Below are 26,716 nucleotides of genomic sequence, written 5' to 3' on the forward strand. Positions count from 1 at the left end.
TTGGCCCGGCAGCGTAAACTGACGCCCCCGCGCCCACACAGAGAGCGACCATGACTTCGCAGCAATGCTTTGCCATCACCCCAGGCGAGCCCGCCGGCATCGGCCCCGATCTCTGCCTGCTGCTGGCCCAACAGGCCCAGCCTGCGCCACTGGTCGCCATCGCCAGTCGCGAGCTACTGGCGGACCGCGCAAAGCAATTGGGGCTGACTATCGAGTTGCTGACCGTCGGCCCGCAGCACTGGCCAGAAAAGCCCGCAGCAGCGGGCGCTCTTTATGTCTGGGATACGCCGCTGGCTGCCCCGGCAACCCCAGGCAAACTGACACCCGCCAACGCCGCCTACGTACTGGAAACCCTCACCCGCGCAGGCCTAGGCTGCCTGGACGGCACCTTTGCCGGAATGATCACCGCCCCCGTACACAAAGGTGTGATCAACGAAGCGGGAATCGCCTTCTCCGGCCACACCGAGTTTCTCGCCGAGCTGACCCATACCGAGCAGGTTGTGATGATGCTGGCGACCCGCGGCTTGCGCGTGGCGCTGGTCACCACCCACCTGCCCTTGAAGGATGTCGCAGCCGCCATCACCGCCGAGCGTCTGGAACGCGTCACCCGCATCCTCCATGCAGACCTGCAAACCAAGTTCGGTATCGCCCAGCCGCGCATTCTGGTCTGCGGCCTCAATCCGCACGCCGGCGAAGGCGGCCATCTGGGTCGCGAGGAAATCGAGATCATCGAGCCGACGCTGGAACGTCTGCGCACGGAAGGCATGAACCTGATCGGCCCGCTGCCGGCCGACACCCTGTTCACCCCGAAGTATCTCGAACAGGCCGATGCGGTATTGGCCATGTACCACGACCAGGGCCTGCCAGTGCTCAAGTTCAAGGGCTTCGGCGCCGCGTTGAATGTCACCCTGGGTCTGCCGATCATCCGCACCTCGGTAGATCATGGCACCGCGATGGACCTGGCCGGCACTGGCAAGGTCGATATCGGTAGCCTGCAAGTGGCGCTGGAGACCGCCTACCAGATGGCCGCCAGCGGCACGACATGAGCCGCTGAGGCCACGGCCCGCGCCCGCGACGCCATTCGCTGGTAGACTGTGCGACTTTCTTTTTTGCATCCAGCCTCGAGCAACACGACTCGGGGCGTTGCGCGGAGCCGTACATGTCCGAATACCAACACCGCGCGCGCAAGCGCTTCGGCCAGAACTTCCTGCATGATGCCGGGGTGATCGACCGCATCCTGCGCGCCATTCGCGCCAAGGAAGATGAACGCCTGCTGGAGATCGGCCCAGGCCAGGGCGCCATTACCGAGGGTTTGCTCGGCAGCGGCGCGCAGCTCGACGTGATCGAGCTCGACCTCGATCTGATCCCCATCCTGCAAAACAAGTTCGGCGACAATCCGCGTTTTCGCCTGAATCAGGGCGACGCACTGAAATTCGACTTCGCCCGCCTCGACGCGCCGCCACGCAGCCTGCGCGTGGTCGGCAACCTGCCCTACAACATCTCCACGCCGCTGATTTTTCACCTGCTGGACAACGCGCCGCTGATTCGCGACATGCACTTCATGCTGCAAAAAGAAGTGGTCGAGCGCATGGCCGCAGGCCCGGGCGGCGGCGACTGGGGCCGCCTGTCGATCATGGTGCAGTACCACTGCCGCGTGGAACACCTGTTCAACGTCGGCCCCGGCGCCTTCAACCCGCCGCCCAAGGTCGACTCGGCCATCGTGCGCCTGGTGCCGCATGAGACCCTGCCGCATCCAGCCAAAGACCACCGTCTGCTCGAGCGCGTCGTGCGCGAGGCCTTCAACCAGCGCCGCAAGACCCTGCGCAACACGCTCAAGCAGTTGATGCCGGCCGAGGCCATCGAGGCTGCGGGTGTCGACGGCAGCCTGCGCCCCGAGCAACTGGATCTGGCCGCCTTTGTCCGCCTGGCCGACCAACTGGCTCTACAGCCCTCTGCTGCGCAGGACTGAACTGCAATCACGCCCAACGGATCATTCGCATGTCCGACCCTCGTTATCAGATCGACGTCAGCGTCACTACCCGCTACCTGGCCGCGCAGTCGCAGCCGGCGGAGAACCGCTACGCGTTTTCCTACACCGTGACCATCGTCAACAACGGCGAGCTGCCAGCCCAGCTGTTGTCGCGCCACTGGATCATCACCGACGGCGACGGTCGCGTGCAGGAAGTGCGCGGCGCCGGCGTGATCGGCCAGCAACCGCATATCGAGCCCGGCGCCAGCCACACCTACAGCAGCGGAACGGTCATGACCACCCAGGTCGGCACCATGCAGGGCAGCTACCAGATGCTCGCCGAAGACGGCAAACGCTTCGATGCGACCATCACGCCGTTCCGTCTGGCTGTGCCAGGGGCTCTTCACTGATGGCGGTGTATGCCGTCGGCGACTTGCAGGGTTGCCTCAAACCGCTCCAGTGCCTGCTCGAGCAAGTGTCTTTCGATCCCGCGCATGACCAACTGTGGCTGGTGGGCGACCTGGTCAACCGCGGCCCGCAGTCGCTGGAAACCCTGCGTTTTCTCTACTCCATCCGCCAGGCGGTCACCTGCGTGCTGGGCAACCACGACCTGCACTTGCTGGCGGTGGCGCACAACATCGAGCGCCTGAAGAAGGGCGATACCCTGCGCGAGATTCTCGATGCGCCGGATCGCAACGACCTGCTCGACTGGCTGCGCATGCAGAAACTGGTGCACCACGACGCCGAGCGCAAGGTGACCCTGGTGCATGCCGGCATCCCGCCGCACTGGACGCTGAGCAAAGCGCTGCGCCGCGCCGCTGAAGTCGAAGAAGCACTGCGTGACGATGCTCGTCTGCCGCTGTTTCTCGATGGCATGTACGGTAACGAGCCGGCCAAGTGGAACAAGGAACTGCACGGTGTGACCCGCCTGCGGGTGATCACCAACTATTTCACCCGCATGCGCTTCTGCAAGGCCGACGGCACCCTGGACCTCAAGAGCAAGGAAGGCGTCGGCAGCGCACCGTCCGGCTTCGCACCCTGGTTCAGCTACCCACAGCGCAAGATGCGCGGCGAGAAGATCATCTTCGGCCACTGGGCAGCACTGGAGGGCAACTGCCCGGAACCAGGCCTCTACGCGCTGGATACCGGCTGCGTCTGGGGCGGCGCGATGACCCTGCTCGATGTCGATAGCGGCGCACTTCACCGCTGCACCTGTCCCAAAGAATAAGCCCGCCACCCACCTGGTAAAGGTCCCCGAACATGAGCGAATTCAAGCGTATCTCCCCGCAACAGGCGCAAGAACTGCGCACCCAGGGCGCCGTCGTGGTCGACATTCGCGACCCACAGAGCTTCGCCAATGGTCATATCAGCGGCTCGCGCCACCTGGACAACCACTCGCTGCATGACTTCATCTCTCAGGCCGACCTCGACGCGCCACTGATCGTTTCCTGCTACCACGGCAACTCCAGCCAGGGCGCCGCGGCCTACCTGGTCGGCCAGGGTTTTTCCGAGGTGTATAGCCTCGATGGTGGTTTCGAGTTGTGGCACGCCACTTACCCGAGCGAAACCGCGCAAAGCAGCGAAGAATAAATTTCTTCAGCCGGCAGGCCGCGCCCGCCCTGGCCTGCCGCCATTTCCCGACGCACGGTAACATCCCGTTATCGTTGTCCCGCCCTTGACGCTCTGCAGAACGAACTATTCTGTTACTCAGGCCATCCCACTGAAGGTAGAGCCGGCAAACCGGCATCGGGCCATCGGTAACGACTTTTGGGTTTTGGGGGATTCTTCCCGACTTGTATCCAAGCCGGGGTTACCCAGCACCTGCACGCACGACCGATCCCGAGCCAGCTTTCAGCATCGAGCGAGGTGAAGTCATGAGCATTTTCAGTCACTTCCAACAACGTTTCGAGGCGACCCGCCAGGAGGAGTACTCGCTGCAGGAGTACCTCGAACTGTGCAAACAGGATCGCAGCGCCTACGCCACTGCGGCCGAACGCCTGCTGATGGCCATTGGTGAACCTGAGTTGCTGGACACCTCCAGCGACTCTCGGCTGTCACGCATCTTCTCCAACAAGGTCATCCGCCGCTATCCGGCCTTTGCCGACTTCCACGGCATGGAGGAGTGCATCGACCAGATCGTCTCCTACTTCCGCCACGCTGCGCAGGGCCTGGAAGAGAAGAAGCAGATCCTTTATCTGCTCGGCCCGGTGGGTGGCGGTAAATCCTCGCTGGCCGAGAAGCTCAAGCAACTGATGGAGAAGGTGCCCTTCTACGCCATCAAGGGCTCACCGGTATTCGAGTCGCCGCTGGGGCTGTTCAACGCCACTGAAGACGGCGCCATTCTCGAAGAGGACTACGGCATCCCGCGCCGTTACGTCAGCTCGATCATGTCGCCGTGGGCCACCAAGCGCCTGCAGGAGTTCGGCGGCGACATCAGCCAGTTCCGCGTGGTCAAACTCTACCCGTCGATCCTCAACCAGATCGCCGTGGCCAAGACCGAGCCGGGCGACGAGAACAACCAGGATATCTCCGCCCTGGTCGGCAAGGTGGACATCCGCAAGCTGGAGGAATACCCGCAGAACGACGCCGATGCCTACAGCTACTCGGGCGCGCTGTGCCGGGCCAACCAGGGCCTGATGGAATTCGTCGAGATGTTCAAGGCGCCGATCAAGGTGCTACACCCGCTGCTGACCGCCACCCAGGAAGGCAACTACAACAGCACCGAAGGCCTCGGCGCGATCCCCTACAGCGGCATCCTGCTGGCCCACTCCAACGAGTCCGAGTGGCACAGCTTCCGTAACAACAAGAACAACGAGGCGTTCATCGACCGTATCTACATCGTCAAGGTGCCCTACTGCCTGCGCGTGACTGACGAGATCAAGATCTACGACAAGCTGTTGATCAACAGCTCGCTGGCCAAGGCCCATTGCGCGCCGGACACCCTGAAGATGCTTGCCCAGTTCTCCACCCTGTCACGCCTGAAAGAGCCGGAGAACTCCAACATCTACTCGAAGATGCGCGTCTACGACGGCGAGAATCTCAAGGACACCGACCCGAAAGCTAAATCGATCCAGGAGTACCGTGACAGCGCCGGCGTCGACGAGGGCATGAACGGTCTGTCGACCCGCTTCGCCTTCAAGATTCTGTCCAAGGTGTTCAACTTCGACCCGCACGAAGTGGCCGCCAACCCGGTACACCTGCTCTACGTGCTGGAGCAGCAGATCGAGCAGGAACAGTTCCCTGCCGAAGTACGCGAGCGCTACCTGCGCTACATCAAGGAATACCTGGCACCGCGCTACATCGAGTTCATCGGCAAGGAAATCCAGACCGCTTACCTGGAGTCCTACAGCGAGTACGGGCAGAACATCTTCGACCGCTACGTGCTGTACGCCGACTTCTGGATTCAGGATCAGGAATACCGCGATCCGGAAACCGGCGAGATCCTCAACCGCGTCGCCCTCAACGAGGAGCTGGAGAAGATCGAGAAGCCGGCCGGCATCAGCAACCCGAAGGACTTCCGCAACGAGATCGTCAACTTCGTGCTGCGCGCCCGCGCCAACAACAATGGCAAGAACCCCACCTGGCTCAGCTACGAGAAACTGCGGGTGGTGATCGAGAAGAAGATGTTCTCCAACACCGAGGACCTGCTCCCGGTCATCAGCTTCAACGCCAAGGGCAGCAAGGAGGATCAGCAGAAGCACAACGACTTCGTCAAACGCATGGTCGAGCGCGGCTACACCGAGAAGCAGGTACGCCTGCTATCGGAGTGGTACCTGCGGGTTCGCAAGTCTCAGTAAGCCCTGTCCGGCGCGCGCCGCGTGCCGGGTCATTCGCTGCCCGCCTGTGGCTACGGGCGGGCTAGGGAGACGTCATGAGCTACGTGATCGACCGACGCCTCAACGGCAAAAACAAGAGCACGGTGAACCGCCAGCGTTTTCTGCGGCGCTACCGTGAGCACATCAAGAAGGCGGTAGAGGAGGCCGTCAGCCGGCGCTCCATCACCGACATGGAGCACGGCGAGCAGATCAGCATTCCCGGTCGCGATATCGATGAGCCGGTGCTGCATCACGGCCGCGGCGGCAGGCAGACCACCGTTCACCCGGGCAACAAGGAATTCACCACTGGCGAACGCATCCCGCGCCCTCAGGGTGGCGGCGGTGGCCGTGGCAGCGGCAAGGCGAGCAACTCCGGCGAAGGCATGGACGAGTTCGTGTTCCAGATCACTCAGGAGGAATTCCTCGACTTCATGTTCGAGGATCTGGAGCTGCCCAACCTGGTCAAGCGCCACCTCACCGGTGCAGAAACCTTCAAGACCGTACGCGCCGGCATCAGCAACGAGGGCAACCCCTCGCGTATCAACATCGTCCGCACCCTGCGCTCGGCTCATGCAAGACGTATCGCCCTCTCCGGTTCCAGTCGCGCCAAGTTGCGCGAAGCCAAAGCCGAACTGGAGCGACTGCGACGTGAAGAGCCAGACAACTTCGGCGACATCCAGGCAATTCAGGAGGAAATTGAACGACTCAGCGCGCGCATTCATCGTGTGCCCTTTCTCGACACCTTCGACCTCAAGTACAACCTGCTGACCAAACAGCCCAACCCCAGCTCCAAGGCAGTGATGTTCTGCCTGATGGACGTGTCCGGCTCAATGACGCAAGCCACCAAGGACGTGGCCAAGCGCTTCTTCATCCTCCTGTACCTGTTCCTCAAGCGGAACTACGACAAGATCGACGTGGTGTTCATCCGCCACCACACCAGCGCCAAGGAGGTAGACGAGGAGGAATTCTTCTACTCCCGCGAGACCGGCGGCACCATCGTTTCCAGCGCCCTGAAACTGATGCAGGAAGTGATGGCCGAGCGCTACCCGATCAACGAGTGGAACATCTACGCCGCCCAGGCGTCGGACGGCGACAACTGGAACGACGACTCACCGGTATGCCGGGATATATTGATCAACCAGATCATGCCGTTCGTGCAGTACTTCACCTACGTCGAGATCACCCCACGTGAGCACCAGGCGCTGTGGTTCGAGTACGAACAGGTGGCCGAGGCCTTCGCCGACAGCTTCGCCCAGCAGCAACTGGTGTCCGCCGCGGACATCTACCCGGTGTTCCGCGAACTGTTCCAGCGTCGCCTGGTGAGCTGAGGGCCAAGCCATGAATGCCAGCACGAGAAAGCGCGAACCGATCTCCACCGGCTCGGAATGGACCTTCGACCTGATCCGCCAGTACGACAAGGAGATCGCGCGCATCGCCGAGCGCTATGCGCTAGACACCTACCCCAACCAGATCGAGGTGATCACCGCCGAGCAGATGATGGATGCCTACGCCTCGGTCGGCATGCCGCTGGGCTACCACCACTGGTCATACGGCAAGCATTTCCTGTCCACCGAAAAAGGCTACAAGCGCGGGCAGATGGGTCTGGCCTACGAGATCGTGATCAACTCCGACCCATGCATCGCCTACCTGATGGAGGAGAACACCATCTGCATGCAGGCGCTGGTGATCGCCCACGCCTGCTACGGCCACAACAGCTTCTTCAAGGGCAATTACCTGTTCCGCACCTGGACCGACGCCAGCTCGATCATCGATTACCTGGTGTTCGCCAAGCAGTACATCATGCAGTGCGAAGAGCGTTACGGCATCGACGCGGTGGAAGAGCTGCTCGACTCCTGCCACGCCCTGATGAACTACGGCGTCGACCGCTACAAGCGCCCCTACCCTATCTCCGCCGAGGAGGAGCGCCGGCGCCAGAAGGAGCGCGAGGAGCACCTGCAGAAGCAGATCAACGACCTGTGGCGCACCATCCCTAGGAACGCCGACAAGGGCAGCGAGAAAGACACCAAGCGCTTCCCCGCCGAACCGCAGGAAAACATCCTCTACTTCCTGGAAAAACACGCGCCTTTGCTGGAGCCCTGGCAGCGCGAAGTAATCCGCATCGTGCGCAAGATCGCCCAATACTTCTACCCGCAACGCCAGACCCAGGTGATGAACGAAGGCTGGGCAACGTTCTGGCACTACACGCTGATGAACGACCTGTACGACGAGGGCCTGGTCACCGACGGCTTCATGATGGAGTTCCTGCAGTCGCACACCAGCGTGGTCTACCAGCCGCCGTTCGACAGCCCCTACTACAGCGGTATCAACCCCTACGCGCTGGGCTTCGCCATGTACCGCGACATCCGTCGTATCTGCGAGGAGCCCACCGAGGAGGACAAGCATTGGTTCCCCGACATCGCTGGCAGCGACTGGCTGACCACGCTCAAGTTCGCCATGAACAGCTTCAAGGATGAGAGCTTCATCCTGCAGTTCCTCTCGCCCAAGGTGATTCGCGACTTCAAGCTGTTCGGCATTCTCGACGATGACCAGAAGGACGAACTGCTGGTGCCGGCCATTCATGACGAACCCGGCTACCGCACCATCCGCGAGCTACTCGCTGCTCAGTACAACCTGGGCAACCGCGAGCCCAACGTGCAGATCTGGAACATCGACCGCCGCGGTGATCGTTCGCTGACCCTGCGCCATCAGCAGCACGACCGCAAACCACTGGGCGACTCCACCGGCGAGGTGCTCAAGCACCTGCATCGGCTATGGGGCTTCGATATTCATCTGGAGGTCTGCCAGGGCGACCAGTTGATCACCACCCAGCATGTGCCACCACGCGGCAGCTCGGAGGGCGACAGCGAATACCCACGGCTGGATCTGATCATTCCCCCTATTTGATCGGCAGCTGGAGCGCACGCTCAGCTGCGACCATGGGCACACCTTGGCGCGATAAGCCTGTGCACACGACGCGCCCCATCTCGATCTTCGGTATCCTCTGCGCTCAGTGGAGGAACACACATGCAGATCTACACAGTCGGCGGCGCGGTACGTGATCGCCTGCTCGGCCGTCCCATCAGTGAAGTGGACTGGGTCGTGGTCGGCGCCAGCGCCGAACAGATGCTCGAACTCGGCTATCGCCCGGTGGGCGCCGACTTTCCGGTGTTCCTGCACCCGCAAACGGGCGAGGAATACGCCCTGGCCCGCACCGAGCGCAAGAGTGGGCGTGGCTATGGCGGTTTCACCTTCCATGCCAGCCCCGACGTCACCCTGGAACAGGACCTTATCCGTCGCGACCTGACCGTCAATGCCATGGCCGAGGACGATCACGGCAACCTGATCGATCCCTATGGCGGCCAGCAAGACCTCGAGGCCCGCATCCTGCGCCACGTTTCCCCGGCATTCGCCGAAGATCCGTTGCGTGTCCTGCGCGTCGCCCGCTTCGCCGCGCGCTATGCGCCGCTTGGTTTCAGCGTGGCGCCGGAGACCCTTGAGCTGATGCGCCAGCTGGCCGAGTCCGGCGAACTGAGCCACCTCACTGCCGAGCGCAGCTGGAAGGAAATATCCCGCGCATTGATGGAGCCGCGCCCGGACGTGTTCGTCCAGGTGCTGCGCGACTGCGGCGCACTGGCCGCCCTGCTGCCTGAAGTGGACGCTCTGTTCGGCGTACCGCAACCGCAAGCTCATCACCCGGAGATCGATACCGGCGCTCACGTGTTGAGCGTGTTACGTCGATGCGCGGAGCATGACCAGCCGCTGAATGTGCGCTGGGCCAGCCTGCTGCATGACGTGGGTAAAGGTCTGACGCCCGAGGACGAGTGGCCACGGCATATTGCCCATGAGCACAAGGGGCTGCCGCTGATCCAGGCGATCAATGAACGCTGCAAGGCACCCCGTGACTGCGCCGAGCTGGCACTGCTGGTCGGCGAGTTCCACACCCACGGCCACCGCGCGCTGGAGCTGCGCCCGTCGACGTTGCTGGAGCTGTTGCAACGCTTCGACGTGTTCCGCCGCCCGCAACGTTTCGCCGAGTTCGTCGCGGCGTGCGAGATGGATGCCCGCGGGCGCCTGGGCCTGGAGCAACGCGACTATCCACAGGCCGCTTACCTGCTGGGCGCCGCCGAGGCGGCACGGCAGGTACCGGTCAAACCGCTGCTGGAGAAGGGATTCAAAGGTGCAGAGTTGGGCGAAGCGCTCAATCGCGAGCGCCTTCAAGCGCTCAAGGCCTACAAAGAGAAGCACGCCTCGTAGGAGCGGCTGGGCGGCATTTCGTTTCAGCCGCGAAACTCCGCGGCCCGCCTTTTCGCGGATAAATCCGCTCCTACCGATCAACGCCAAACCGTAGCCCGGATGCAATCCGGGACATTCCCAGCGTCCGTTCTCCCGGATTGCATCCGGGCTACGAAGGGCGCGTCTGCAGCAACTCAGCCGGCGTCAGCTCGGCGCCACGCCACTGAAAAGCAGCAGGCCACAGCTGTTGATCGATCTGCGCCGAAGCCCACAACTGTGCGAACGAACGACCATCGACTGGGTGGCACACGTCCGGCGCCAGCAAGGCCAGCGGCCAGAGCACGAAGGCGTTCTTGAGAATTTCCGCGCGCGGCAGGATCAGGCCGTTGAAATTGCCGACCTGCCCGCCATACAGCAGCACGTCGATGTCCAGCGGCAAACCCTTGCGGTCCGGCGCGTAGCGGCCATTGTCGGCCTCGATGAATTTCAGCCGGCGGTCCAGCTCCAGCAGCGGCAGCTCCGTCTCGCCGACCACCACCAGATTGAAGAAGTTACCGCTCTTGATGCCCACCGCATGGCTCTCGAATACCGGCGAGCAGCGCATGTCGCTGAGCAGCCCCGCCAACGCGTCGAGGCCCGCAACCAGGTGAGCCTCGCGCTCGATATTGCTGCCGAGGCCGAGAAAGACGCGTGTCAGATGCATCCGCGCTCGATCTCCACGCCTACGCCGCCGCGTGCGGCTGGCACCGCGCCGGGCTTGGTCAGTTTCAGACGCATCCAGGGAATGTCGAACTCGTCCATCAGGGTCTGCACCAGACGTTCAGCGAAAGTCTCGACCAAGATGAACTGCGACTCGGCCGCGAAGGCCTGGATGCGCGTGGAGACGCTGGCGTAGTCGAGCGCCAGGTTGAGGTCGTCGCCGGCTGCCGCTGGGCGGTTATCCCAGCCCATCTGCAGGTCCAGACGCAGGCACTGGCGAATGTCGCGCTCCCAATCGTAGGCGCCGATCACCGTGTCGACTTCCAGCCCCTCGATAAATACTCTGTCCACCGCACTCTCCGCGCCACGACAAGGGCGCTGCACCTCGTTAGAATCGGCCCACCCCATGCCCTGGAATGGCCACCATGTTCTGGCTTCTGGCAATCCTTGCCTACCTGCTCGGTTCGTTGTCCTTCGCCATCCTGCTCAGCCGACTTGCAGGCGGGCCAGACCCGCGCGCCAGTGGTTCGGGCAACCCCGGCGCCACCAACATGCTGCGCGTCGCCGGCAAAAAGCTCGCCGTGATGACGCTGATCGGCGACCTGCTCAAGGGCCTGCTACCCATCCTGATCGCCAAGCTGCTTGGCCTGAGCCTGCACCAGCAAGCCTGGATCGGCCTGGCTGCCGTGGTCGGCCACCTCTACCCGCTGTACTTCCGCTTCCGCGGCGGCAAGGGCGTAGCCACTGCCGCCGGCATGCTGCTTGGCCTCTATCCACCGGCGGCGCTGCTCGCTCTGGCGGCCTGGGCGCTGGTATTTCTGCTGACCCGCACCAGCTCACTGGCCTCGCTGATCGCCACGCCGCTGACGCTGCCGCTGCTGGCCTGGCAACAACCGGCTGCCTTGCTGCCAGCCTGTGTGCTGACCGGGCTGATCGTCTGGCGCCACCGTCACAATCTGCGCGACCTTTTCGCCGGACGCGAACGGCGTTTTTGACTGAAAAACAAAACCTGTAGGAGCGAGCTCTGCTCGCGAACCGAAAAGCTTCGCGAGCAGAGCTCGCTCCTACGCGTAAATTCCAACGAGAACTCAAATCGCCGGCAGCGACTCCATCGGCCAGCGCGCCTGCACTTTGATCGCCAGATCCTCATGCTGCCCGGCCAGCAAACGCTGGCAACCGGCATAGGCGATCATCGCGCCGTTGTCGGTGCAGAAACGCGGCCGCGCATAGAACACCTTGCCCTTCATCTCGCCCAACATGCGCTCCAGATGCTCACGCAGCGCCTTGTTGGCACTCACGCCACCAGCGATCACCAGGCTGTTCAGCCCTGCCTGCTTGAGTGCGCGCTTGCACTTGATGGTCAGAGTCTCAACCACCGCCTGCTGGAAGGCCAGCGCGATGTCGCGACGGGCTTGGTCGAGGTCGTCGTCACTGTTACGGCATTGCTGCCAGGTATTGAGCGCAAAGGTCTTCAGACCGCTGAAGCTGAAATCCAGACCCGGGCGATCGGTCATCGGCCGCGGGAAGACGAAGCGCCCCGGCGTGCCTTGCTCGGCCAGCTTGGCGATTTCCGGACCGCCCGGGTAATTCAGCCCCATCAGCTTGGCGGTCTTGTCGAAAGCTTCACCGGCAGCGTCGTCCAGGGACTCGCCGAGCAACTGGTACTGGCCGATGCCATCGACGCGCACCAATTGAGTGTGCCCGCCGGAAACCAACAAAGCGACGAACGGAAAGGCCGGCGGCTGCTCTTCCAGCATCGGTGCCAGCAAGTGACCTTCCATATGGTGTACACCGACGGCCGGCACGCCCCAGGCAAAGGCCAGCGCCTGAGCGCAGGACGCGCCCACCAGCAGCGCGCCGACCAGGCCGGGGCCTGCCGTGTAAGCCAGTGCGTCGATGTCGCTGGCCTGTTTGCCAGCCTCATCCAGCACCTGGCGAATCAGCGGCAGCATGCGTTTGACGTGATCGCGCGAGGCCAATTCGGGCACTACGCCGCCGTAGACACGATGCAGGTCGATCTGGCTGAACAGGGCGTCAGCCAGCAGGCCACGCTCACTGTCATAGAGCGCGACGCCGGTTTCATCGCAGGAGGTTTCCAATCCCAGTACGAGCATGGAGCTTGAGCCTTGATTTGCCGCGTGGAACAAAGGCGCGCATGATAAGCGCCGCCCGGCGGAGCGGCCAGCGCTTTTCGATCAGAGGCCTTTGCATTCCTCGGCTCGAGGGGGTAACATCCGCAACCCTTAAAAACCGACGCAACCTGAGCCATTTGCCGGGAGCGCGTCGAACACCGGTAATTAAACGAAGGTACGACCTGGATGCCAGCCGTCAAAGTTAAAGAGAACGAACCCTTCGACGTAGCCCTGCGTCGTTTCAAGCGCTCCTGCGAAAAAGCCGGCGTACTGGCTGAAGTCCGTAGCCGCGAATTCTACGAAAAGCCGACCGCTGAGCGTAAGCGCAAAGCCGCTGCCGCTGTTAAGCGTCACGCCAAGAAAGTGCAGCGCGAGCAGCGTCGCAGCGTTCGTCTGTACTAATCCGTACAGCAACGCCCGAATGCCCGGCCCTGGCCGGGCATTGCATTTGAAAGACTCCGCCTCGCGCCTCAGCGAGTAAGCGGAGTTTTTGCTTTTCTACCAATCGTTGTCCCGCGCTCGCGCCGGGCAGTATGCTGAGCGCCTATGGCCGGCCTGATCCCGCAATCCTTCATCGATGACTTGCTCAACCGCACCGACATCATCGATGTGGTGAGTTCGCGCATCCAGCTGAAGAAGACCGGCAAGAACTACAGCGCCTGCTGTCCTTTCCACAAGGAAAAGACCCCCTCCTTCACCGTCAGCCCCGACAAGCAGTTCTACTACTGCTTCGGCTGCGGCGCCGGCGGCAACGCGCTCGGCTTCGTCATGGACCACGATCAACTGGAGTTCCCCCAGGCGATCGAGGAGCTGGCCAAACGCGCCGGCATGGATGTGCCGCGCGAAGAGAGTGGCCGCGGGCACAAACCCAGACAGCCAGTCGACTCACCGCTCTACCCGCTGCTCAATGCCGCTGCCGAGCACTATCGCCAGGCACTGAAAAGCCACCCGCAGCGCAAATACGCGGTGGACTACCTCAAGGGCCGCGGCCTGACGGGCGAAATAGCCCGCGACTTCGGCATCGGCTTCGCCCCGCCCGGCTGGGACAATCTGCTCAAGCAACTGGGCGCCGACGCCCTGCAGCAGAAAGTCATGATCGACGCCGGCCTGCTGATCGAGAACGCCGAGAACGGCAGGCGCTACGATCGCTTCCGCGACCGCATCATGTTCCCCATCCGCGACAGCCGCGGCCGGGTGATCGCCTTCGGTGGCCGCGTACTCGGTGACGACAAGCCCAAGTACCTCAACTCGCCGGAAACCCCGGTGTTCCACAAGGGCCAGGAACTCTACGGCCTGTACGAGGCACGCAAGCACAACCGCGATCTCGACGAGATCATGGTGGTCGAAGGCTACATGGACGTCATCGCCCTGGCTCAGCAGGGCCTGCGCAATGCCGTGGCGACCCTGGGCACGGCCACCAGCGAAGAACACCTCAAGCGCCTGTTCCGTATCGTGCCCAGCGTACTGTTCTGCTTCGACGGCGACGCCGCTGGCCGCAACGCCGCCTGGCGCGCCCTGGAGTCCACGCTGTCGAGCCTGCAGGACGGCCGCCGCGCGCGTTTTCTGTTCCTGCCCGACGGCGAAGACCCGGATACCCTGGTACGCGCCGAAGGCACCGACGCCTTCCGCGCGCGCATCAACCAGCACGCACAACCGCTGGCCGACTACTTCTTCCAGCAACTGTGCGAAGAAGCCGACCCGCGCTCGCTGGAAGGCAAGGCGCATCTGGTGACCCTGGCCGCACCGCTGATCGACAAGATCCCCGGCAACAACCTGCGCGCCCTGATGCGCCAGCGCCTGAGCGAGATCACCGGCCTTTCCGGTGAAGCACTGAGCCAGGTCGCCAGCGCACCGCGCAGTCATGCGCCGAGCACCACCAGCCAGGCGCCCAGCAGCGACTACCCGGATTACGGCGACATCCCCGACAGCGCCTACTACGACAACCTGCCAGACGTCGGCGGCTACGAGCAGCCCGCCCCGCCTCACCAACAGCACTACGAGCGCAACAACGAAGGCGGCAAAGGCGGCTGGAAGAAAGACGGCGGCGGCAAGTGGAGCAAGAAGGGCAAAGGCGATTTCGCGCCACGTGCCCCGCGCACCGCGGTGAGCGTCGAATCACCGCACCTGATCGCCCTGCGCACGCTGCTGCACCATCCGCAGCTGGCGCAAAAGGTCGAAGATGTCAGCCATTTCGCCGACGAAGACGACACCTACGCTCAGCTTCTCGTGGCCTTGGTCGGTGCCCTGCAGAAAACGCCCAACCTGCGTTCACTGCAACTGATCGCCCGCTGGCACGGCACCGAGCAAGGCCGTCTGCTGCGGGCACTGGCGGAGAAGGAATGGCTGATCCAGGGCGACAACCTTGAACAGCAGTTTTTCGACACCATTACTACACTTGCAAACAGTCAATCGCAGAGGCGGCGTGAAAAGGCGCTCCGCAGCATCATTCATAAAAGCCCCAGCGAGCTCACAGACGAGGAAAAGACATTGCTCAGAGAGCACTACAGCCTGGCCTCCTCCTAGAGCAGCAAGTCCCCAACTGGCGCCTAAAGCCAAAACCGAGGTATAATCCTCGGCTTGTTTTCAGCCCGCCAAGACCTTCAGTGGATAGGGTGTTATGTCCGTAAAAGCGCAGCAGCAATCTCGTATCAAAGAGTTGATCACCCTGGGTCGTGAGCAGAAGTATCTGACTTACGCAGAGGTCAACGACCACTTGCCTGAGGACATTTCAGATCCTGAGCAGGTGGAAGACATCATCCGCATGATCAATGACATGGGGATCCCGGTACACGAGAGTGCTCCGGATGCAGACGCCCTGATGCTGGCCGATGCCGACACCGACGAGGCTGCAGCCGAAGAAGCCGCTGCCGCCCTCGCCGCTGTCGAGACCGATATCGGCCGCACCACTGACCCAGTGCGCATGTACATGCGTGAAATGGGCACCGTGGAACTGCTGACCCGCGAAGGCGAGATCGAAATCGCCAAACGCATCGAGGAAGGCATCCGCGAAGTCATGAGCGCCATCGCTCACTTTCCCGGCACCGTCGACGGCATCCTCGCCGAGTACACCCGCGTCACCACCGAGGGCGGCCGCCTGGCCGAAGTCCTCAGTGGCTACATCGACCCGGATGACGGCAGCGTGCCTGACGAAGCCGCCGCTCCCGTGCCGGTAAAGGATGGCGCCGCCGCTGAAGAAAGCGACGACGACGAGGAAGACGGCGACAGCGACGACGAGGAAGAAGAAGGCGACGGCGGTCCGGACCCGGAAGAAGCCGCACGCCGCTTTGGTGCCGTCTCCGAGCAGCAGGACAAAGTCCAGAAAGCGCTGAAAAAGCACGGCCGTGGCAGCAAGCAGGCCACCGAAGAGCTGGCCACCCTGGCCGAGCTGTTCATGCCGATCAAGCTGGTGCCCAAGCAATACGACGCCCTGGTCACCCAGGTGCGCGATGCTCTCGACCGCCTGCGTGCGCAAGAGCGCGCCATCATGCAGCTGTGCGTACGTGATGCGCGCATGCCGCGTGCCGACTTCCTGCGCCTGTTCCCGGGCAACGAAATCGACATGGACTGGTCCGCCGACCTGGCCAAAGGCAAGGCGAAATACGCCGAAGCCCTGGGCAACCTGCAAGCCGATATCCAGCGCTGCCAGCAGAAACTGGCTGACCTGGAAGCCGAGTGCAGCCTGAGCCTGGCCGAGATCAAGGACATCAACCGTCGCATGTCCATCGGTGAAGCGAAAGCTCGCCGCGCCAAGAAGGAAATGGTAGAGGCCAACCTGCGTCTGGTGATCTCCATCGCCAAGAAGTACACCAACCGCGGCCTGCAATTCCTCGACCTGATCCAGGAAGGCAACATCGGCCTGATGAAGGCGGTGGACAAGTTCGAATACCGTCGCGGCTACAAGTTCTCGACCTACGCCACCTGGTGGATTCGCCAGGCGATCACCCGCTCGATCGCCGACCAGGCGCGCACCATCCGTATTCCGGTGCACATGATCGAGACCATCAACAAGCTCAACCGCATCTCCCGTCAGATGCTGCAGGAAATGGGTCGTGAGCCCACTCCGGAAGAGCTGGGTGAGCGCATGGAAATGCCTGAGGACAAGATCCGCAAGGTATTGAAGATCGCCAAAGAGCCGATCTCCATGGAAACCCCGATTGGCGACGACGAAGATTCGCACCTGGGCGACTTCATCGAGGACAGCACCATGCAGTCCCCGATCGACGTAGCCACGGTCGAAAGCCTCAAGGAAGCCACTCGCGAAGTGTTGGCCGGCCTCACTGCCCGTGAAGCCAAGGTCCTGCGCATGCGCTTCGGTATCGACATGAACACCGACCACACCCTCGAGGAAGTGGGCAAGCAGTTCGATGTCACCCGTGAGCGTATTCGTCAGATCGAAGCCAAGGCGCTGCGCAAACTGCGCCACCCGACGCGAAGCGAGCATCTGCGCTCCTTCCTCGACGAGTGATACCAGAACCCCCGGCCCAGGCCGGGGGTTTTGCTTTCTGGGCAGTGTGCCCGATCACTCGCCAGCCACAGGCAAGCACGGGCACTGCAATCAAACTGCCATCCCGGCAATAGCCGATCTACACTAGGGCGATACTGATCTCAAAACGAGGCTGCTATGCCCCGCTTGCCGGCCATTGTGCTGTTGTGCCTGGCGTATTGGATGACCCCGGCCCTAGCCCTGACACTCAACGAGGACGAGCGCACCTGGCTGGCAGCCCACCCCGAACTACGCCTGGGTGTCGATGCATCCTGGCCACCCTTCGAATTTCGTGACGAACAGGGCAACTACCACGGCCTGACCGCCAACTACGTGCGCCTGATCGAAGAACGCCTTGGCGTCGAGCTGCAACCCGTCGAGCCCAGCAACTGGAGCGCGATACTGGAACGGGCACGCAGGGGCCAGGTCGACCTGCTTCCCGGTGTGATGTCGACACCCGAACGCCAGGAATACCTGACCTTCACCCGCCCCTACCTGGACTTCCCCATCATCATCCTGGCCCGCACTGGCGGACCACAGCCCAAGCAGCTCAAAGACCTCTACGGCCTCAAAGTCGCCGTCGTCAGCGATTACGCCCCGCACGAACTGCTGCGCCAGCAACACCCTGACCTCAACCTGCTGCCGCTGCGCAATGTCGCCGCAGCGCTGCAGGCGCTGGCGACCAACGAGGCTGATGCGATGGTCGGTGACCTCGCCTCCAGCGTCTGGAGCCTGCGCCAGCTCAAGCTCGACGGCCTCTATATCAGCGGCGAGACGCCCTATCGCTATCAGTTGGCAATGGCCGTACCCAGCGGGCAGACCATGTTGGTCGGCATTCTCGACCGCCTCTTCGCCGAACTCAGCGCCGAAGAAATCGCCGACCTGCAGGAACCCTGGGTCGGCAGCGTGCTGGACAAACGCAACGTCTGGCACGAAACCCTGCTCTACAGCCTGCCCGCTGTGCTTGGCCTGCTGGCGATCATCGCCATCATCCTGCGCATCAACCGCCGCCTGAAACGCGAGATGCGCAACCGCGAAGCGCTGGAGCAGGAGCTGCACAACCGCGAGCAGCACTTTCGCGACATGGTCGAAAGCCTCTCGGCCATTACCTGGGAGACCGAGTCCAGCGGGCTCACCTACACCTACGTCTCGCCCCATGCGGAAAAACTGCTGGGCTATCCCCTGCACGAATGGCTGGAGCCCGGTTTCTGGCAACGCCATCTGCACCCGGACGATCACCAGCGCACCCTGCGCAACTGCCTGGAACAATGCGCAAGTGGTAACGACCATGCCCTGGAGTACCGCCTGCTGGCCGCCGACGGGCGCACGGTGTGGGTGCGCGATATCGTTACCCTGCTGCAGCGCGACGACCGCCAGGTGATTCGCGGCCTGATGGTCGACATCAGCGACGCCAAGCAGACCGAGCAGGCGCTGCGCCTGTCAGAACAGAAGTTCGCCTCGGTGTTCCAGCAGTGCCCGGACATCCTGATCATCACCCGCCGTGTCGACGGCGTACTGCTGGAGGTCAACAGCACCTTCGTCGAGCAGACCGGCATCAGCGTCGAGCAGGCCATTGGCAAGACCGCCACCGAACTCGACCTGTGGGGCGTGCCCGGCATTGGCCCGAGCCTGCTACTGCGCCTGCAGGACGAAAGCCTGCGCAACCTGGAGATGCCCTTCCGCCGCGCCGACGGCAGCCTGTTCACCGGCCTGCTTTCCGCCAGCCCCTTCGTGCTCGACAACACCCCCGCACTGGTCGTGGTGGTACGCGACATCAGCCAGTTGAAGACCACCCAGCACAAGCTGCAGATATCCGAGGAGAAGTTCGCCAAAGCCTTCCACGCTTCGCCTGACGGCCTGCTGATCACCCGCTTGCGTGACGGCATGCTGGTGGAGGCCAACGAAGGATTCAGCCACATCACCGGCTACAGCCTCGACGAGATAGCCGAACAAAGCACCCTCAGCCTGAACATCTGGGCCGACCCGAAAGATCGTGAACGCCTGGTGCAACGCATTCGCGAGCAAGGCAGCGTGCGCGACCTGATCGCCCCGGTGCGGACCAAGAGCGGCCACCTGCGCCTCTGCGAACTCTCCGCGCAGCCGCTACCCATCGGCGGCGAAGAATGCCTGCTGACCATCGCCCGCGACATCACCGAACGCCAGCAGATGCAGGAAGAACTGCAGCAAGCCGCCACCGTTTTCGAAAGCACCGCCGAAGGCGTGATGATCACCGACCTCGAGCAGCGCATCACCGCGGTCAATCGTGCGTTCACCCAGATCACCGGTTACAGCGAGGCCGAAGCCCTCGGCCAGCGCCCCAGCCTGCTCGCCTCTGGGCAGCACGACCAGGCCTTCTACGCCGCCATGTGGCATAGCCTGGCGGCCAACGGTCACTGGCAGGGGGAAATCTGGAACCGGCGCAAGAACGGCGAACTGTACCCCGAGTGGCTGACCATCAGCGCCGTGCGCAACAGCGATAACCAGACCACCCACTTCGTCGGTGTGTTCGCCGACATCTCCAGCCTCAAGCACGCTCAGGCACGCCTCGACCACCAGGCCCACCATGACCCGCTGACCGGCCTGCCCAACCGCCTGCTGTTCGAGAATCGCCTGCGCAGTGCGCTGGATGGCTCACGCGCCGACGACCAACTGGGCGCCGTGCTGTTTCTCGACCTCGACCGCTTCAAGCAGATCAACGACAGCCTCGGCCACCCAGTCGGCGACCAGTTGCTCAAGGCCATCGCCGCGCGCCTGAAACTGCAACTGCGCGATATCGACACCGTGGCCCGGCTCGGTGGCGACGAATTCATCATCCTGCTGCCCGGCCTGCAACAGCCGCAGGACGCCGAACAGGTCGCACAGAAACTGCTCGAATGCTTCGGTGCGCCGTTCCAGCTCGATAACCACGAGTTCTTCATCAGCGCCAGCATCGGCATCAGCCTCTACCCCAAGGACGGCCTCGACGTCGCCACCCTGGTCAAGAACGCCGACGCGGCCATGTACCAATCCAAAGCCAAGGGCCGTAACCGCAGCGAGTTCTATACCCGCTCGCTGACCTTCCAGGTCAACGAACGCATGGCCATGGAACAGGAACTGCGCCGCGCCCTGGAACGCGACGAACTGTGCCTGTACTACCAACCCAAGTTCTGCCTGCGCAGCCAGAGCCTGGTCGGCGCCGAAGCGCTGGTGCGCTGGCCGCACCCGGTGTTCGGTGACATCCCGCCGGATCGCTTCATTCCCGTCGCCGAAGAAAGCGGGCTGATCCTGCCGCTGGGCGACTGGGTACTGGAACAAGCCTGCCGCCAACTGCAGGACTGGCAGGAAAGTGGCCGCGGCTTCGGCACCCTCTCGGTCAACCTCGCCGGCGCCCAGCTGCACCAGCCCAGCCTGCTACCGCGCATCAGCGCCCTGCTGCAGCGCTACAACCTGGCACCGGAACTGCTGCAACTGGAGATCACCGAAAACTTCATCATGAACCAGGCTGGCGAAGCGCTGGACATCCTCCACCGCCTCAAACAACTCGGCGTGCAACTGGCCATCGACGACTTCGGCACCGGTTACTCCTCGCTCAGCTACCTCAAGCGCCTGCCGCTGGACGTACTGAAGATCGACCAGTCCTTCGTCCGTGGCCTGCCGGACGACCCACACGACCTGGCGATCACCCGCGCCATCATCGCCCTGGGCAACAGCATGCAACTGACGGTGATCGCCGAAGGCGTGGAGACCAAGGCCCAGGAACTCTGCCTGGCTGCCGAAGGCTGCCTGCAAATCCAGGGCTACGTGGTCAGTTGCCCGCTTTCCGCCGAGGCCTTCACCCGGAAATTTCTCCCGCCAGGTCAAGCGGTTGGCGCTGGCGAGAACGCGCCGGTATAATCCGCCGGCCTTCTGGGGGCCTATAGCTCAGTTGGTTAGAGCAGAGGACTCATAATCCTTTGGTCCACGGTTCGAGTCCGTGTGGGCCCACCACCTTCAAAGCCGCGCATTGCGCGGCTTTCGTGTTTCTGCACATCTCATATGTAATACGCCGGCAGCCACCCAGCCCCCGGGAAAGCTGCGAAGCTATTGCCTACATCCCAACATGTAGCCCAAGAGCCACAAAAAACGATTAGTAGGCGTATCTTGTAGCCCAAAAGACACAAAAATGAATCAGGCTGCTTGTATAGCTGTAGCCCACGAGCTACATTTTTCTGCATTACCTGTATTTTTGATGCCCAGGGGCTACAAATGACCTCTCTCCACGACGTTTCCGAAATGCTGAAACAGGCGCGCGGTGACGCAAAACTGAGCCAGGAAGCGCTGGCCAGTCGTGCTGGCGTCTCGCGCACCACCGTAGCCCGTATGGAAACCCTGGCCAAAGGCGATATGAGTGTCTCGGCGCTGGTTCGGCTATTGGAAGCGGCAGGTTACGACCTGAAGCTGGTCAAGGCCGGACACCAACGCACGGTCGAAGACATCCTCGACGAGCAACGCTCAGGGAGTGCTTGAGCATGATCCTCGACGTCCACGTCAGCTCACGGCGGGTGGCCAAGCTCTATCGGGAGCGCGATGAATATGTGCTGAAGTACCTGCCGGGCACAGCAGCGGAAGACTTTGTCAGCCTGACGATGCCGGTACGGGAAGAAGCTTGGCGCTGGCCGCGCGACCTCTTCCCGTTCTTCCGGCAGAACCTGCCCGAGGGGTATCTGCTGGGCGTTATCCGCGAAGAATTTGGCCCGCTGCTCGATGGTACCGACCTGTCCCTGCTGGGCGTGGTGGGCGGCACCGGCATCGGCAGAGTCTCGGTCACGCCAGAGGGTGTTGAGCCCGGCGTCGAAATGGCGCCGCTGGAGATAGAACACCTGCTCAAAGCGGAAAACACCAGCGAACGGTTCGCCGCACTGGTGCGGCAATACGCTCGGGTCGCCGTATCGGGGGTCGTGCCAAAATTCATTGCCACTGACGCCATCGACCCTCGTGAGCCGCTGGGCAAGCCGACCCTGCGCACCGGCTTTCACATCATCAAGGGCTCTGACGAAACCACCCCTTTTCTGGGCTTCAACGAGTTCTACACCATGCGCGTACTGGAGCGACTGAACGTCGTGCCGGTCGCTGCCTGCCGCATGTCTGACGACGGCAAGGTCCTGGTAGTGGATCGCTTCGACGTGGACGAACACGGCATCCCCCGCTATGGCGTTGAGGATGCCTGCGGGCTGCTGGGTTTACCGCCCCATGAAAAGTACGCTCCCACCACCGAGCGGGTTTGGAATGCCACACGCGCCTACATCCCCGCTGACCGCCTGCAAGCGCAGCGCGAGCACCTGGGCTGGCATCTGCTCACCAACTACGTGGTACGCAATGCCGACTGCCACGCGAAGAACATCGCGCTGTTCTACTCCTCCCTATCTGACGTGGGCTTCACGCCGGTCTATGACCTGGTGACCACTCAGGCCTACCCGCGCTTTGCCAGCAACCCGCCAGGCCTGTCCGTTGGAGGCAGGCAAACCTGGACACCGGGTCGATCCCTGGAAACTTTCTTCAAGGCCGTACTGGGCATTGCCCCGAGCAAATACGCAGCCATGCTCGAGCAACTCTGCGAGTCCGCCATAGAGGTCGGCAACGAAGTGATCGAAGCCGCGAAGAACGAGCCCGCCTGGCGCGACGTAGCCAAGCATATGGTGCATGCCTGGAACGAAGGCATGGAAACAGTCCGCAGCCCCAAAGCCGCCGCACACTTCCGTGGCCTGGATAGCGCCATCGAAGACGCCGGCTTCTCCGGCCCACGCAAACCTGAGCGCAGCAGAGAAGTGATTGGCCGCTCCGAATTGCTGGCGAAGAAGCGCTGACCAGCAAGCGACACGACAGCCCAACGAACATCAGGCAATTAGACAGTGAGCCGAATAGCCGGCATTATCGGCTCACTGAATGAGCCGAATAGGCTCACTAATCGGCTCACAGATGAACAACCCTTATGAATGACCCCCTATGGATCTGGCAACAGCCCGACTGGCCGCACTTCAGTTGGCAAGCCGAAGCGCTCGCCCCGCTGTTGCGAGCCTGCAGCCAGGCTCAGGGTCGTTTGTTGGGAATGCTCGGCGCAGTGGGCAGTGACACCGAAGTGCAGAGCAGCCTGGATGCCATGCTGCAGAACATCGTCACCTCCTCAGCCATCGAGGGTGAGCAACTGAATGTCGGTTCGGTGCGCTCATCACTGGCGCGGCGCTTGGGGCTGAATGAAGAAGGCCGTACCACCTCGCGCTCCGAAGGCCTGGCAGAGCTGCTGCTCGATGCCACTCACGCACATCAAGAACCGCTAGATGAACAACGATTGTTCACCTGGCACCGCTGGCTATTTCCCAGCGACGACCAACTGCTGGCTCGACCATTACACATCGGCGAGCTGCGCGGCGAAGAACCCATGCAGGTGGTTTCAGGTCGCATCGACCGCCCTACCGTACATTTCGAAGCCCCTCCTCGCGCAGGGCTGGAAGCGCAGCTGGCGGACTTTCTCGCCTGGCTCGAGAGCAGCCGCAGCGATGCCAGCCTCGACCCCTTTCTGCGTGCCGGCATCGCCCATTTCTGGTTCGTCACCCTGCACCCATTCGATGACGGCAACGGCCGCCTCACTCGCGCCATTACCGACCTTGCACTGGCCCAGGGCGAACAGCAGGCCATCCGTTTTTACGCCATGTCGGCGAGCATCCTCGACGATCGCGCCGGCTATTACCGCATCCTGGAAGCCAGCCAGAAAGGTGGGCTGGATATCACCACCTGGCTGCAGTGGTTTCTCGAAACATTGCTCAATAGCCTGGAGCAGGCCCTTACTCGTATAGACCGCGTGCTGGTCAAGGCGCGCTTCTGGCAGGCGCACCGTGGCCATGTCCTGTCAGCCGAGCAAGTCAAAGTGCTCAACCGCCTACTTGATGGCGGCGAACGCGGCTTCGAGAACGGCATTAGCGCCGCCCAGTACCAGGCCGTAGCCAGGGTTTCCAAAGCTACCGCGACCCGTCACCTGGGCGACCTGCTGGAAAAGGGCTGCATCATTCGACTGCCCGGCGGTGGGCGTAGCACCCGTTATCAAGTTAGCGACGCAGCCAACTAGGCTGGCCTGAACAAGCGATACAACATCATCACTCGCAAACTGGCTATTGTAGAAAACCATGTGCAGGACTAAAGCACTCCCGACCTAAAGCCGCGCAGGGAGAAGTTGTGTAGGTTCATCAAGCCTTTGAATATGGGACGCGATCCGCTCAGGGGCTGATACGGGCAGGGACTGGAGAACTTGTGATGGCGAATCTTTATGCCGACAAGAAATGGGCTGCATTCAGGGAGCGGGTGATAGAACTGGATGGTAGCGTCTGTATCGAGTGTGGCCGTGGGCGGCCGGATGGTGTCGCCCTACAGGTTCACCACAAGCAGTACATCAGTGGGCGAAAGCCTTGGCAATATGACTACTCTGATTGCGAAACTCTGTGTCGTGGCTGTCATGCACGCGAACATGGGGAGATACGTCCTGACTCCGGATGGGAATATGTTGGCGAGGATGACCTAGGCGATCTCACGGGGAATTGTGAGCTTTGCGGTACAGCGATCCGATACGTTCACTATGTGCTGCACGAGCACTGGGAGCAGATGGGGGTTGGCACCAACTGTTGTGATGCTCTGACAGGAACGCGGGACGCTACAGAGGCAAGAAGACGCTTAGGTCGGCTCAGACGGTTCCTGTCTTCATCCAAATGGGAGATAGATGGCGGGCGCTACACGATAAAATACCGAGGATTTAAGTTGGCGGTTGCTCTTGAGCCTGCTGGTTGCAAACTCATTGTTGACAATGTGCAAGGGAAAAAGCAGTACGAAAGTGTACTGTATGCAAAAGAGTTCGCATTCGAATTCATTGATAGCGGGCAAGCAGCAGAGTATGCAGAGCGGCTTAGACTCAGAAGCCAATCCACCTGAATGCCCGGAAACCAAACAACCCTGCTGCATGCTGTGAACATTACGCTTCTGGAAAATTACTCTGTAGTGCCTCACCGCGAGTTGATCTGGCTAGAGCTTAGCAGGCCACCACGATAAGGCGCGACCTATTAAATAGATCAAGGGCGCAATCGAGAATTGATTGCCGTTCTTATATCTGAGAGTTCTACACCATCGGCCTGAAGCTGTTGACGCATTTCATTGAATACTTTTCCACCATTTGCAGGGTCGCTAATTGTTATTATTGTTGAAAACGGAATCCCCTCATTAGGAAAATCATAACCACTCCGACACAACGACTCTAACACCAACCTCCACCTAGAAGACTCGCCTACGCCTCGAAATTTCTGCTCGAATTTTTTAACAGGCCACCATTTAGCACCTTGCGCAATTCTTTCCTTTTCAATACTTTTATCTGCATCATTCTTAAGCTTATTTTTAAAAGACACCTCACCTGTTTTCTTATCTAGAACCTCTTGACGCAACCAAGTATCCACATTAACAAGAACAAACTCTGCACCAAAATCACGATCAATGGGCGGTCTGTAGACTGTCGTAATTTTGACCTTGCCTGAACAATTACCATTCCTAACGAGGCTGGAGGGCCAAGAAAAATCGAACGTTAACTCTTGTCGCTGATGCAAAACACCGTTAAATACAAGCGTGATTTCGCTATCATCGATAACCAAACTTGGCAATGTTGGCGTAGGAACTCCTGCACCCACAAAATCCTTTGCGATTTTGCTCAATTTTTTGTGAGCCAGCCATTTGGGAACAACGGAGTTATGTAATAAAAGAGCCGTCAAGGTCTCTCTAGGAGTGTAATCCTCTATTGAGTGGTCAAACACTGCCAAGGTCTTCGCAACCAATGGAGAGGCAAAGCTCGTACCGCAGTTCCCTGAGAGCCCGCCTTTGGGAGTTATAGAAAACAGGCCATGCCCCTCGTCATAGCTTCCGCCTATATGTGCAACATCAGGCTTAGCACCCAGCGAAGGACCTGGACCACGACGCGAGTATCTAGATGGCTTTAACTCACCCGCCTTAGAGGCTGGATCTAATGCCCCAACAGTAATAGAACGTACGCTATCTGCGGGCTGAAAGATCTTATCTCGCCCTTGAGAACTATACTCAGCCAGAAACTTTAAACAATTATCAGGCCCATCAGGCCAATGCCCTCTAAGCGTTTCCCCATCTAAATTTCCGGATGGCAGAACGAAAACAACGTCATGCTGGTCTTCTGATTGGCTGAACCCCTTACTAGGCAGGTGGCCAGCAGGCAGGCTTCATCGTTCGCAAGGCCAGACAGGCTCTCACATGGAAGGTTTTTCGAAGTTTGAACAGAGGGGCATACGGCAGAAGGTCGAGTCCTAACCTTTGCAAGCCATCGAGCCTAGGGTGGGAGGTCATCTACAAAATCAGTACAATCACAGTACAT

At 61.4% G+C, this 26,716-nt stretch carries 22 protein-coding genes and 1 tRNA gene; 19 read left to right on the forward strand and 4 right to left on the reverse strand.

From position 1 onward, the window contains the following. Positions 1–50: 50 nt before the first annotated feature. From pdxA to RTH74_RS12940, 9 genes are all read left to right on the forward strand, one after another. Entirely contained in the window at positions 51–1,046 is a 996-nt protein-coding gene (gene pdxA / locus RTH74_RS12900; protein ID WP_316914919.1) for a 4-hydroxythreonine-4-phosphate dehydrogenase PdxA, read from the forward strand. Between the two features lie 113 nt (positions 1,047–1,159). Beyond that, positions 1,160–1,969, forward strand: a complete 810-nt coding sequence (gene rsmA, locus RTH74_RS12905) for a 16S rRNA (adenine(1518)-N(6)/adenine(1519)-N(6))-dimethyltransferase RsmA (RefSeq protein WP_017675672.1) — start codon at positions 1,160–1,162, stop codon at positions 1,967–1,969. A 29-nt stretch (positions 1,970–1,998) separates the two neighbouring features. After that, the gene (gene apaG, locus RTH74_RS12910) at positions 1,999–2,379 is read left to right on the forward strand and encodes a Co2+/Mg2+ efflux protein ApaG (RefSeq protein WP_316914920.1); all 381 of its coding nucleotides are present in this window, start codon (positions 1,999–2,001) and stop codon (positions 2,377–2,379) included. Beyond that, positions 2,379–3,197: a symmetrical bis(5'-nucleosyl)-tetraphosphatase gene (locus RTH74_RS12915; RefSeq protein ID WP_099525833.1), complete on the forward strand. Its 819-nt coding sequence runs from the start codon at positions 2,379–2,381 to the stop codon at positions 3,195–3,197. Before apaG ends, RTH74_RS12915 begins: the two co-directional genes overlap by 1 nt. A gap of 32 nt (positions 3,198–3,229) precedes the next feature. Continuing rightward, positions 3,230–3,559 (forward strand): thiosulfate sulfurtransferase GlpE, encoded by a 330-nt coding sequence (gene glpE / locus RTH74_RS12920; RefSeq protein ID WP_316914921.1) that lies wholly within the window; start codon positions 3,230–3,232, stop codon positions 3,557–3,559. A 284-nt stretch (positions 3,560–3,843) separates the two neighbouring features. Then, positions 3,844–5,766, forward strand: coding sequence for a PrkA family serine protein kinase (locus RTH74_RS12925; protein ID WP_106733203.1), 1,923 nt, complete (start codon positions 3,844–3,846; stop codon positions 5,764–5,766). Between the two features lie 74 nt (positions 5,767–5,840). Next, positions 5,841–7,112 (forward strand): YeaH/YhbH family protein, encoded by a 1,272-nt coding sequence (locus RTH74_RS12930; protein ID WP_106733204.1) that lies wholly within the window; start codon positions 5,841–5,843, stop codon positions 7,110–7,112. Positions 7,113–7,122: 10 nt separating this feature from the next. Beyond that, the gene (locus RTH74_RS12935; RefSeq protein WP_316914922.1) at positions 7,123–8,688 is read left to right on the forward strand and encodes a SpoVR family protein; all 1,566 of its coding nucleotides are present in this window, start codon (positions 7,123–7,125) and stop codon (positions 8,686–8,688) included. A gap of 120 nt (positions 8,689–8,808) precedes the next feature. Then, positions 8,809–10,038 (forward strand): multifunctional CCA addition/repair protein, encoded by a 1,230-nt coding sequence (locus tag RTH74_RS12940; protein ID WP_316914923.1) that lies wholly within the window; start codon positions 8,809–8,811, stop codon positions 10,036–10,038. A 148-nt stretch (positions 10,039–10,186) separates the two neighbouring features. Here RTH74_RS12940 and folK read toward each other — a convergent pair whose 3' ends face one another. After that, positions 10,187–10,720, reverse strand: a complete 534-nt coding sequence (gene folK / locus RTH74_RS12945; protein ID WP_316914924.1) for a 2-amino-4-hydroxy-6-hydroxymethyldihydropteridine diphosphokinase — start codon at positions 10,718–10,720, stop codon at positions 10,187–10,189. Beyond that, on the reverse strand, positions 10,711–11,067 hold the full coding sequence (folB, locus tag RTH74_RS12950) for a dihydroneopterin aldolase (protein ID WP_316914925.1): 357 nt from the start codon (positions 11,065–11,067) through the stop codon (positions 10,711–10,713). Before folB ends, folK begins: the two co-directional genes overlap by 10 nt. A 74-nt stretch (positions 11,068–11,141) precedes the next feature. On the opposite strand from folB, the gene plsY reads away from it, so the two are divergent. Next, positions 11,142–11,711 carry a glycerol-3-phosphate 1-O-acyltransferase PlsY gene (plsY, locus tag RTH74_RS12955; protein WP_099525840.1) on the forward strand — a complete coding sequence of 190 codons (570 nt, stop codon included), beginning with the start codon at positions 11,142–11,144 and terminating at the stop codon, positions 11,709–11,711. Between the two features lie 93 nt (positions 11,712–11,804). Here the strand turns inward: plsY and tsaD are convergent, their stop codons facing one another. After that, a complete protein-coding gene (tsaD, locus tag RTH74_RS12960) occupies positions 11,805–12,830 on the reverse strand; it encodes a tRNA (adenosine(37)-N6)-threonylcarbamoyltransferase complex transferase subunit TsaD (protein ID WP_099525841.1) in 1,026 nt (341 codons plus the stop codon). A 204-nt stretch (positions 12,831–13,034) separates the two neighbouring features. Here tsaD and rpsU point away from each other — a divergent pair, with 204 nt between their 5' ends. From rpsU to RTH74_RS13005, 9 genes are all read left to right on the forward strand, one after another. Next, positions 13,035–13,250: a 30S ribosomal protein S21 gene (rpsU, locus tag RTH74_RS12965; RefSeq protein WP_003290642.1), complete on the forward strand. Its 216-nt coding sequence runs from the start codon at positions 13,035–13,037 to the stop codon at positions 13,248–13,250. A gap of 144 nt (positions 13,251–13,394) precedes the next feature. Next, on the forward strand, positions 13,395–15,371 hold the full coding sequence (dnaG, locus tag RTH74_RS12970; RefSeq protein WP_106733211.1) for a DNA primase: 1,977 nt from the start codon (positions 13,395–13,397) through the stop codon (positions 15,369–15,371). A gap of 94 nt (positions 15,372–15,465) precedes the next feature. Then, positions 15,466–17,313, forward strand: a complete 1,848-nt coding sequence (gene rpoD / locus RTH74_RS12975) for an RNA polymerase sigma factor RpoD (RefSeq protein WP_316914926.1) — start codon at positions 15,466–15,468, stop codon at positions 17,311–17,313. Between the two features lie 156 nt (positions 17,314–17,469). Then, positions 17,470–21,204 (forward strand): EAL domain-containing protein, encoded by a 3,735-nt coding sequence (locus RTH74_RS12980; protein ID WP_316914927.1) that lies wholly within the window; start codon positions 17,470–17,472, stop codon positions 21,202–21,204. A gap of 16 nt (positions 21,205–21,220) precedes the next feature. Continuing rightward, positions 21,221–21,297: transfer RNA gene (locus RTH74_RS12985), tRNA-Ile, on the forward strand. A gap of 258 nt (positions 21,298–21,555) precedes the next feature. Further along, a complete protein-coding gene (locus RTH74_RS12990) occupies positions 21,556–21,816 on the forward strand; it encodes a helix-turn-helix transcriptional regulator (protein WP_099525845.1) in 261 nt (86 codons plus the stop codon). Between the two features lie 2 nt (positions 21,817–21,818). Continuing rightward, a complete protein-coding gene (locus RTH74_RS12995) occupies positions 21,819–23,153 on the forward strand; it encodes a type II toxin-antitoxin system HipA family toxin (RefSeq protein ID WP_106733230.1) in 1,335 nt (444 codons plus the stop codon). 125 nt (positions 23,154–23,278) lie between these two features. Beyond that, complete coding sequence (locus tag RTH74_RS13000; RefSeq protein WP_316914928.1) at positions 23,279–24,409, forward strand: Fic family protein; 1,131 nt, start codon at positions 23,279–23,281, stop codon at positions 24,407–24,409. Between the two features lie 185 nt (positions 24,410–24,594). Beyond that, positions 24,595–25,263, forward strand: coding sequence for an HNH endonuclease (locus RTH74_RS13005; RefSeq protein ID WP_316914929.1), 669 nt, complete (start codon positions 24,595–24,597; stop codon positions 25,261–25,263). A 137-nt stretch (positions 25,264–25,400) separates the two neighbouring features. On the opposite strand, the gene RTH74_RS13010 is transcribed toward RTH74_RS13005, so the two are convergent. After that, positions 25,401–26,561, reverse strand: a complete 1,161-nt coding sequence (locus RTH74_RS13010; RefSeq protein ID WP_316915089.1) for a S8 family serine peptidase — start codon at positions 26,559–26,561, stop codon at positions 25,401–25,403. Positions 26,562–26,716 lie beyond the last annotated feature (155 nt).

The organism is Pseudomonas sp. zfem001, from assembly GCF_032621725.1.
GTDB classification, from domain to species: domain Bacteria; phylum Pseudomonadota; class Gammaproteobacteria; order Pseudomonadales; family Pseudomonadaceae; genus Aquipseudomonas; species Aquipseudomonas sediminis.

Bases quoted from the DNA above. Each gene is read 5' to 3' on its own strand.
- pdxA (WP_316914919.1), top strand. From the start codon at position 51: ATGACTTCGCAGCAATGCTTTGCCATCACCCCAGGCGAGCCCGCCGGC.
- rsmA (WP_017675672.1), top strand. From the start codon at position 1,160: ATGTCCGAATACCAACACCGCGCGCGCAAGCGCTTCGGCCAGAACTTC.
- apaG (WP_316914920.1), top strand. From the start codon at position 1,999: ATGTCCGACCCTCGTTATCAGATCGACGTCAGCGTCACTACCCGCTAC.
- RTH74_RS12915 (WP_099525833.1), top strand. From the start codon at position 2,379: ATGGCGGTGTATGCCGTCGGCGACTTGCAGGGTTGCCTCAAACCGCTC.
- glpE (WP_316914921.1), top strand. From the start codon at position 3,230: ATGAGCGAATTCAAGCGTATCTCCCCGCAACAGGCGCAAGAACTGCGC.
- RTH74_RS12925 (WP_106733203.1), top strand. From the start codon at position 3,844: ATGAGCATTTTCAGTCACTTCCAACAACGTTTCGAGGCGACCCGCCAG.
- RTH74_RS12930 (WP_106733204.1), top strand. From the start codon at position 5,841: ATGAGCTACGTGATCGACCGACGCCTCAACGGCAAAAACAAGAGCACG.
- RTH74_RS12935 (WP_316914922.1), top strand. From the start codon at position 7,123: ATGAATGCCAGCACGAGAAAGCGCGAACCGATCTCCACCGGCTCGGAA.
- RTH74_RS12940 (WP_316914923.1), top strand. From the start codon at position 8,809: ATGCAGATCTACACAGTCGGCGGCGCGGTACGTGATCGCCTGCTCGGC.
- folK (WP_316914924.1), bottom strand. From the start codon at position 10,720: ATGCATCTGACACGCGTCTTTCTCGGCCTCGGCAGCAATATCGAGCGC.
- plsY (WP_099525840.1), top strand. From the start codon at position 11,142: ATGTTCTGGCTTCTGGCAATCCTTGCCTACCTGCTCGGTTCGTTGTCC.
- tsaD (WP_099525841.1), bottom strand. From the start codon at position 12,830: ATGCTCGTACTGGGATTGGAAACCTCCTGCGATGAAACCGGCGTCGCG.
- rpsU (WP_003290642.1), top strand. From the start codon at position 13,035: ATGCCAGCCGTCAAAGTTAAAGAGAACGAACCCTTCGACGTAGCCCTG.
- dnaG (WP_106733211.1), top strand. From the start codon at position 13,395: ATGGCCGGCCTGATCCCGCAATCCTTCATCGATGACTTGCTCAACCGC.
- rpoD (WP_316914926.1), top strand. From the start codon at position 15,466: ATGTCCGTAAAAGCGCAGCAGCAATCTCGTATCAAAGAGTTGATCACC.
- RTH74_RS12980 (WP_316914927.1), top strand. From the start codon at position 17,470: ATGCCCCGCTTGCCGGCCATTGTGCTGTTGTGCCTGGCGTATTGGATG.
- RTH74_RS12990 (WP_099525845.1), top strand. From the start codon at position 21,556: ATGACCTCTCTCCACGACGTTTCCGAAATGCTGAAACAGGCGCGCGGT.
- RTH74_RS12995 (WP_106733230.1), top strand. From the start codon at position 21,819: ATGATCCTCGACGTCCACGTCAGCTCACGGCGGGTGGCCAAGCTCTAT.
- RTH74_RS13000 (WP_316914928.1), top strand. From the start codon at position 23,279: ATGAATGACCCCCTATGGATCTGGCAACAGCCCGACTGGCCGCACTTC.
- RTH74_RS13005 (WP_316914929.1), top strand. From the start codon at position 24,595: ATGGCGAATCTTTATGCCGACAAGAAATGGGCTGCATTCAGGGAGCGG.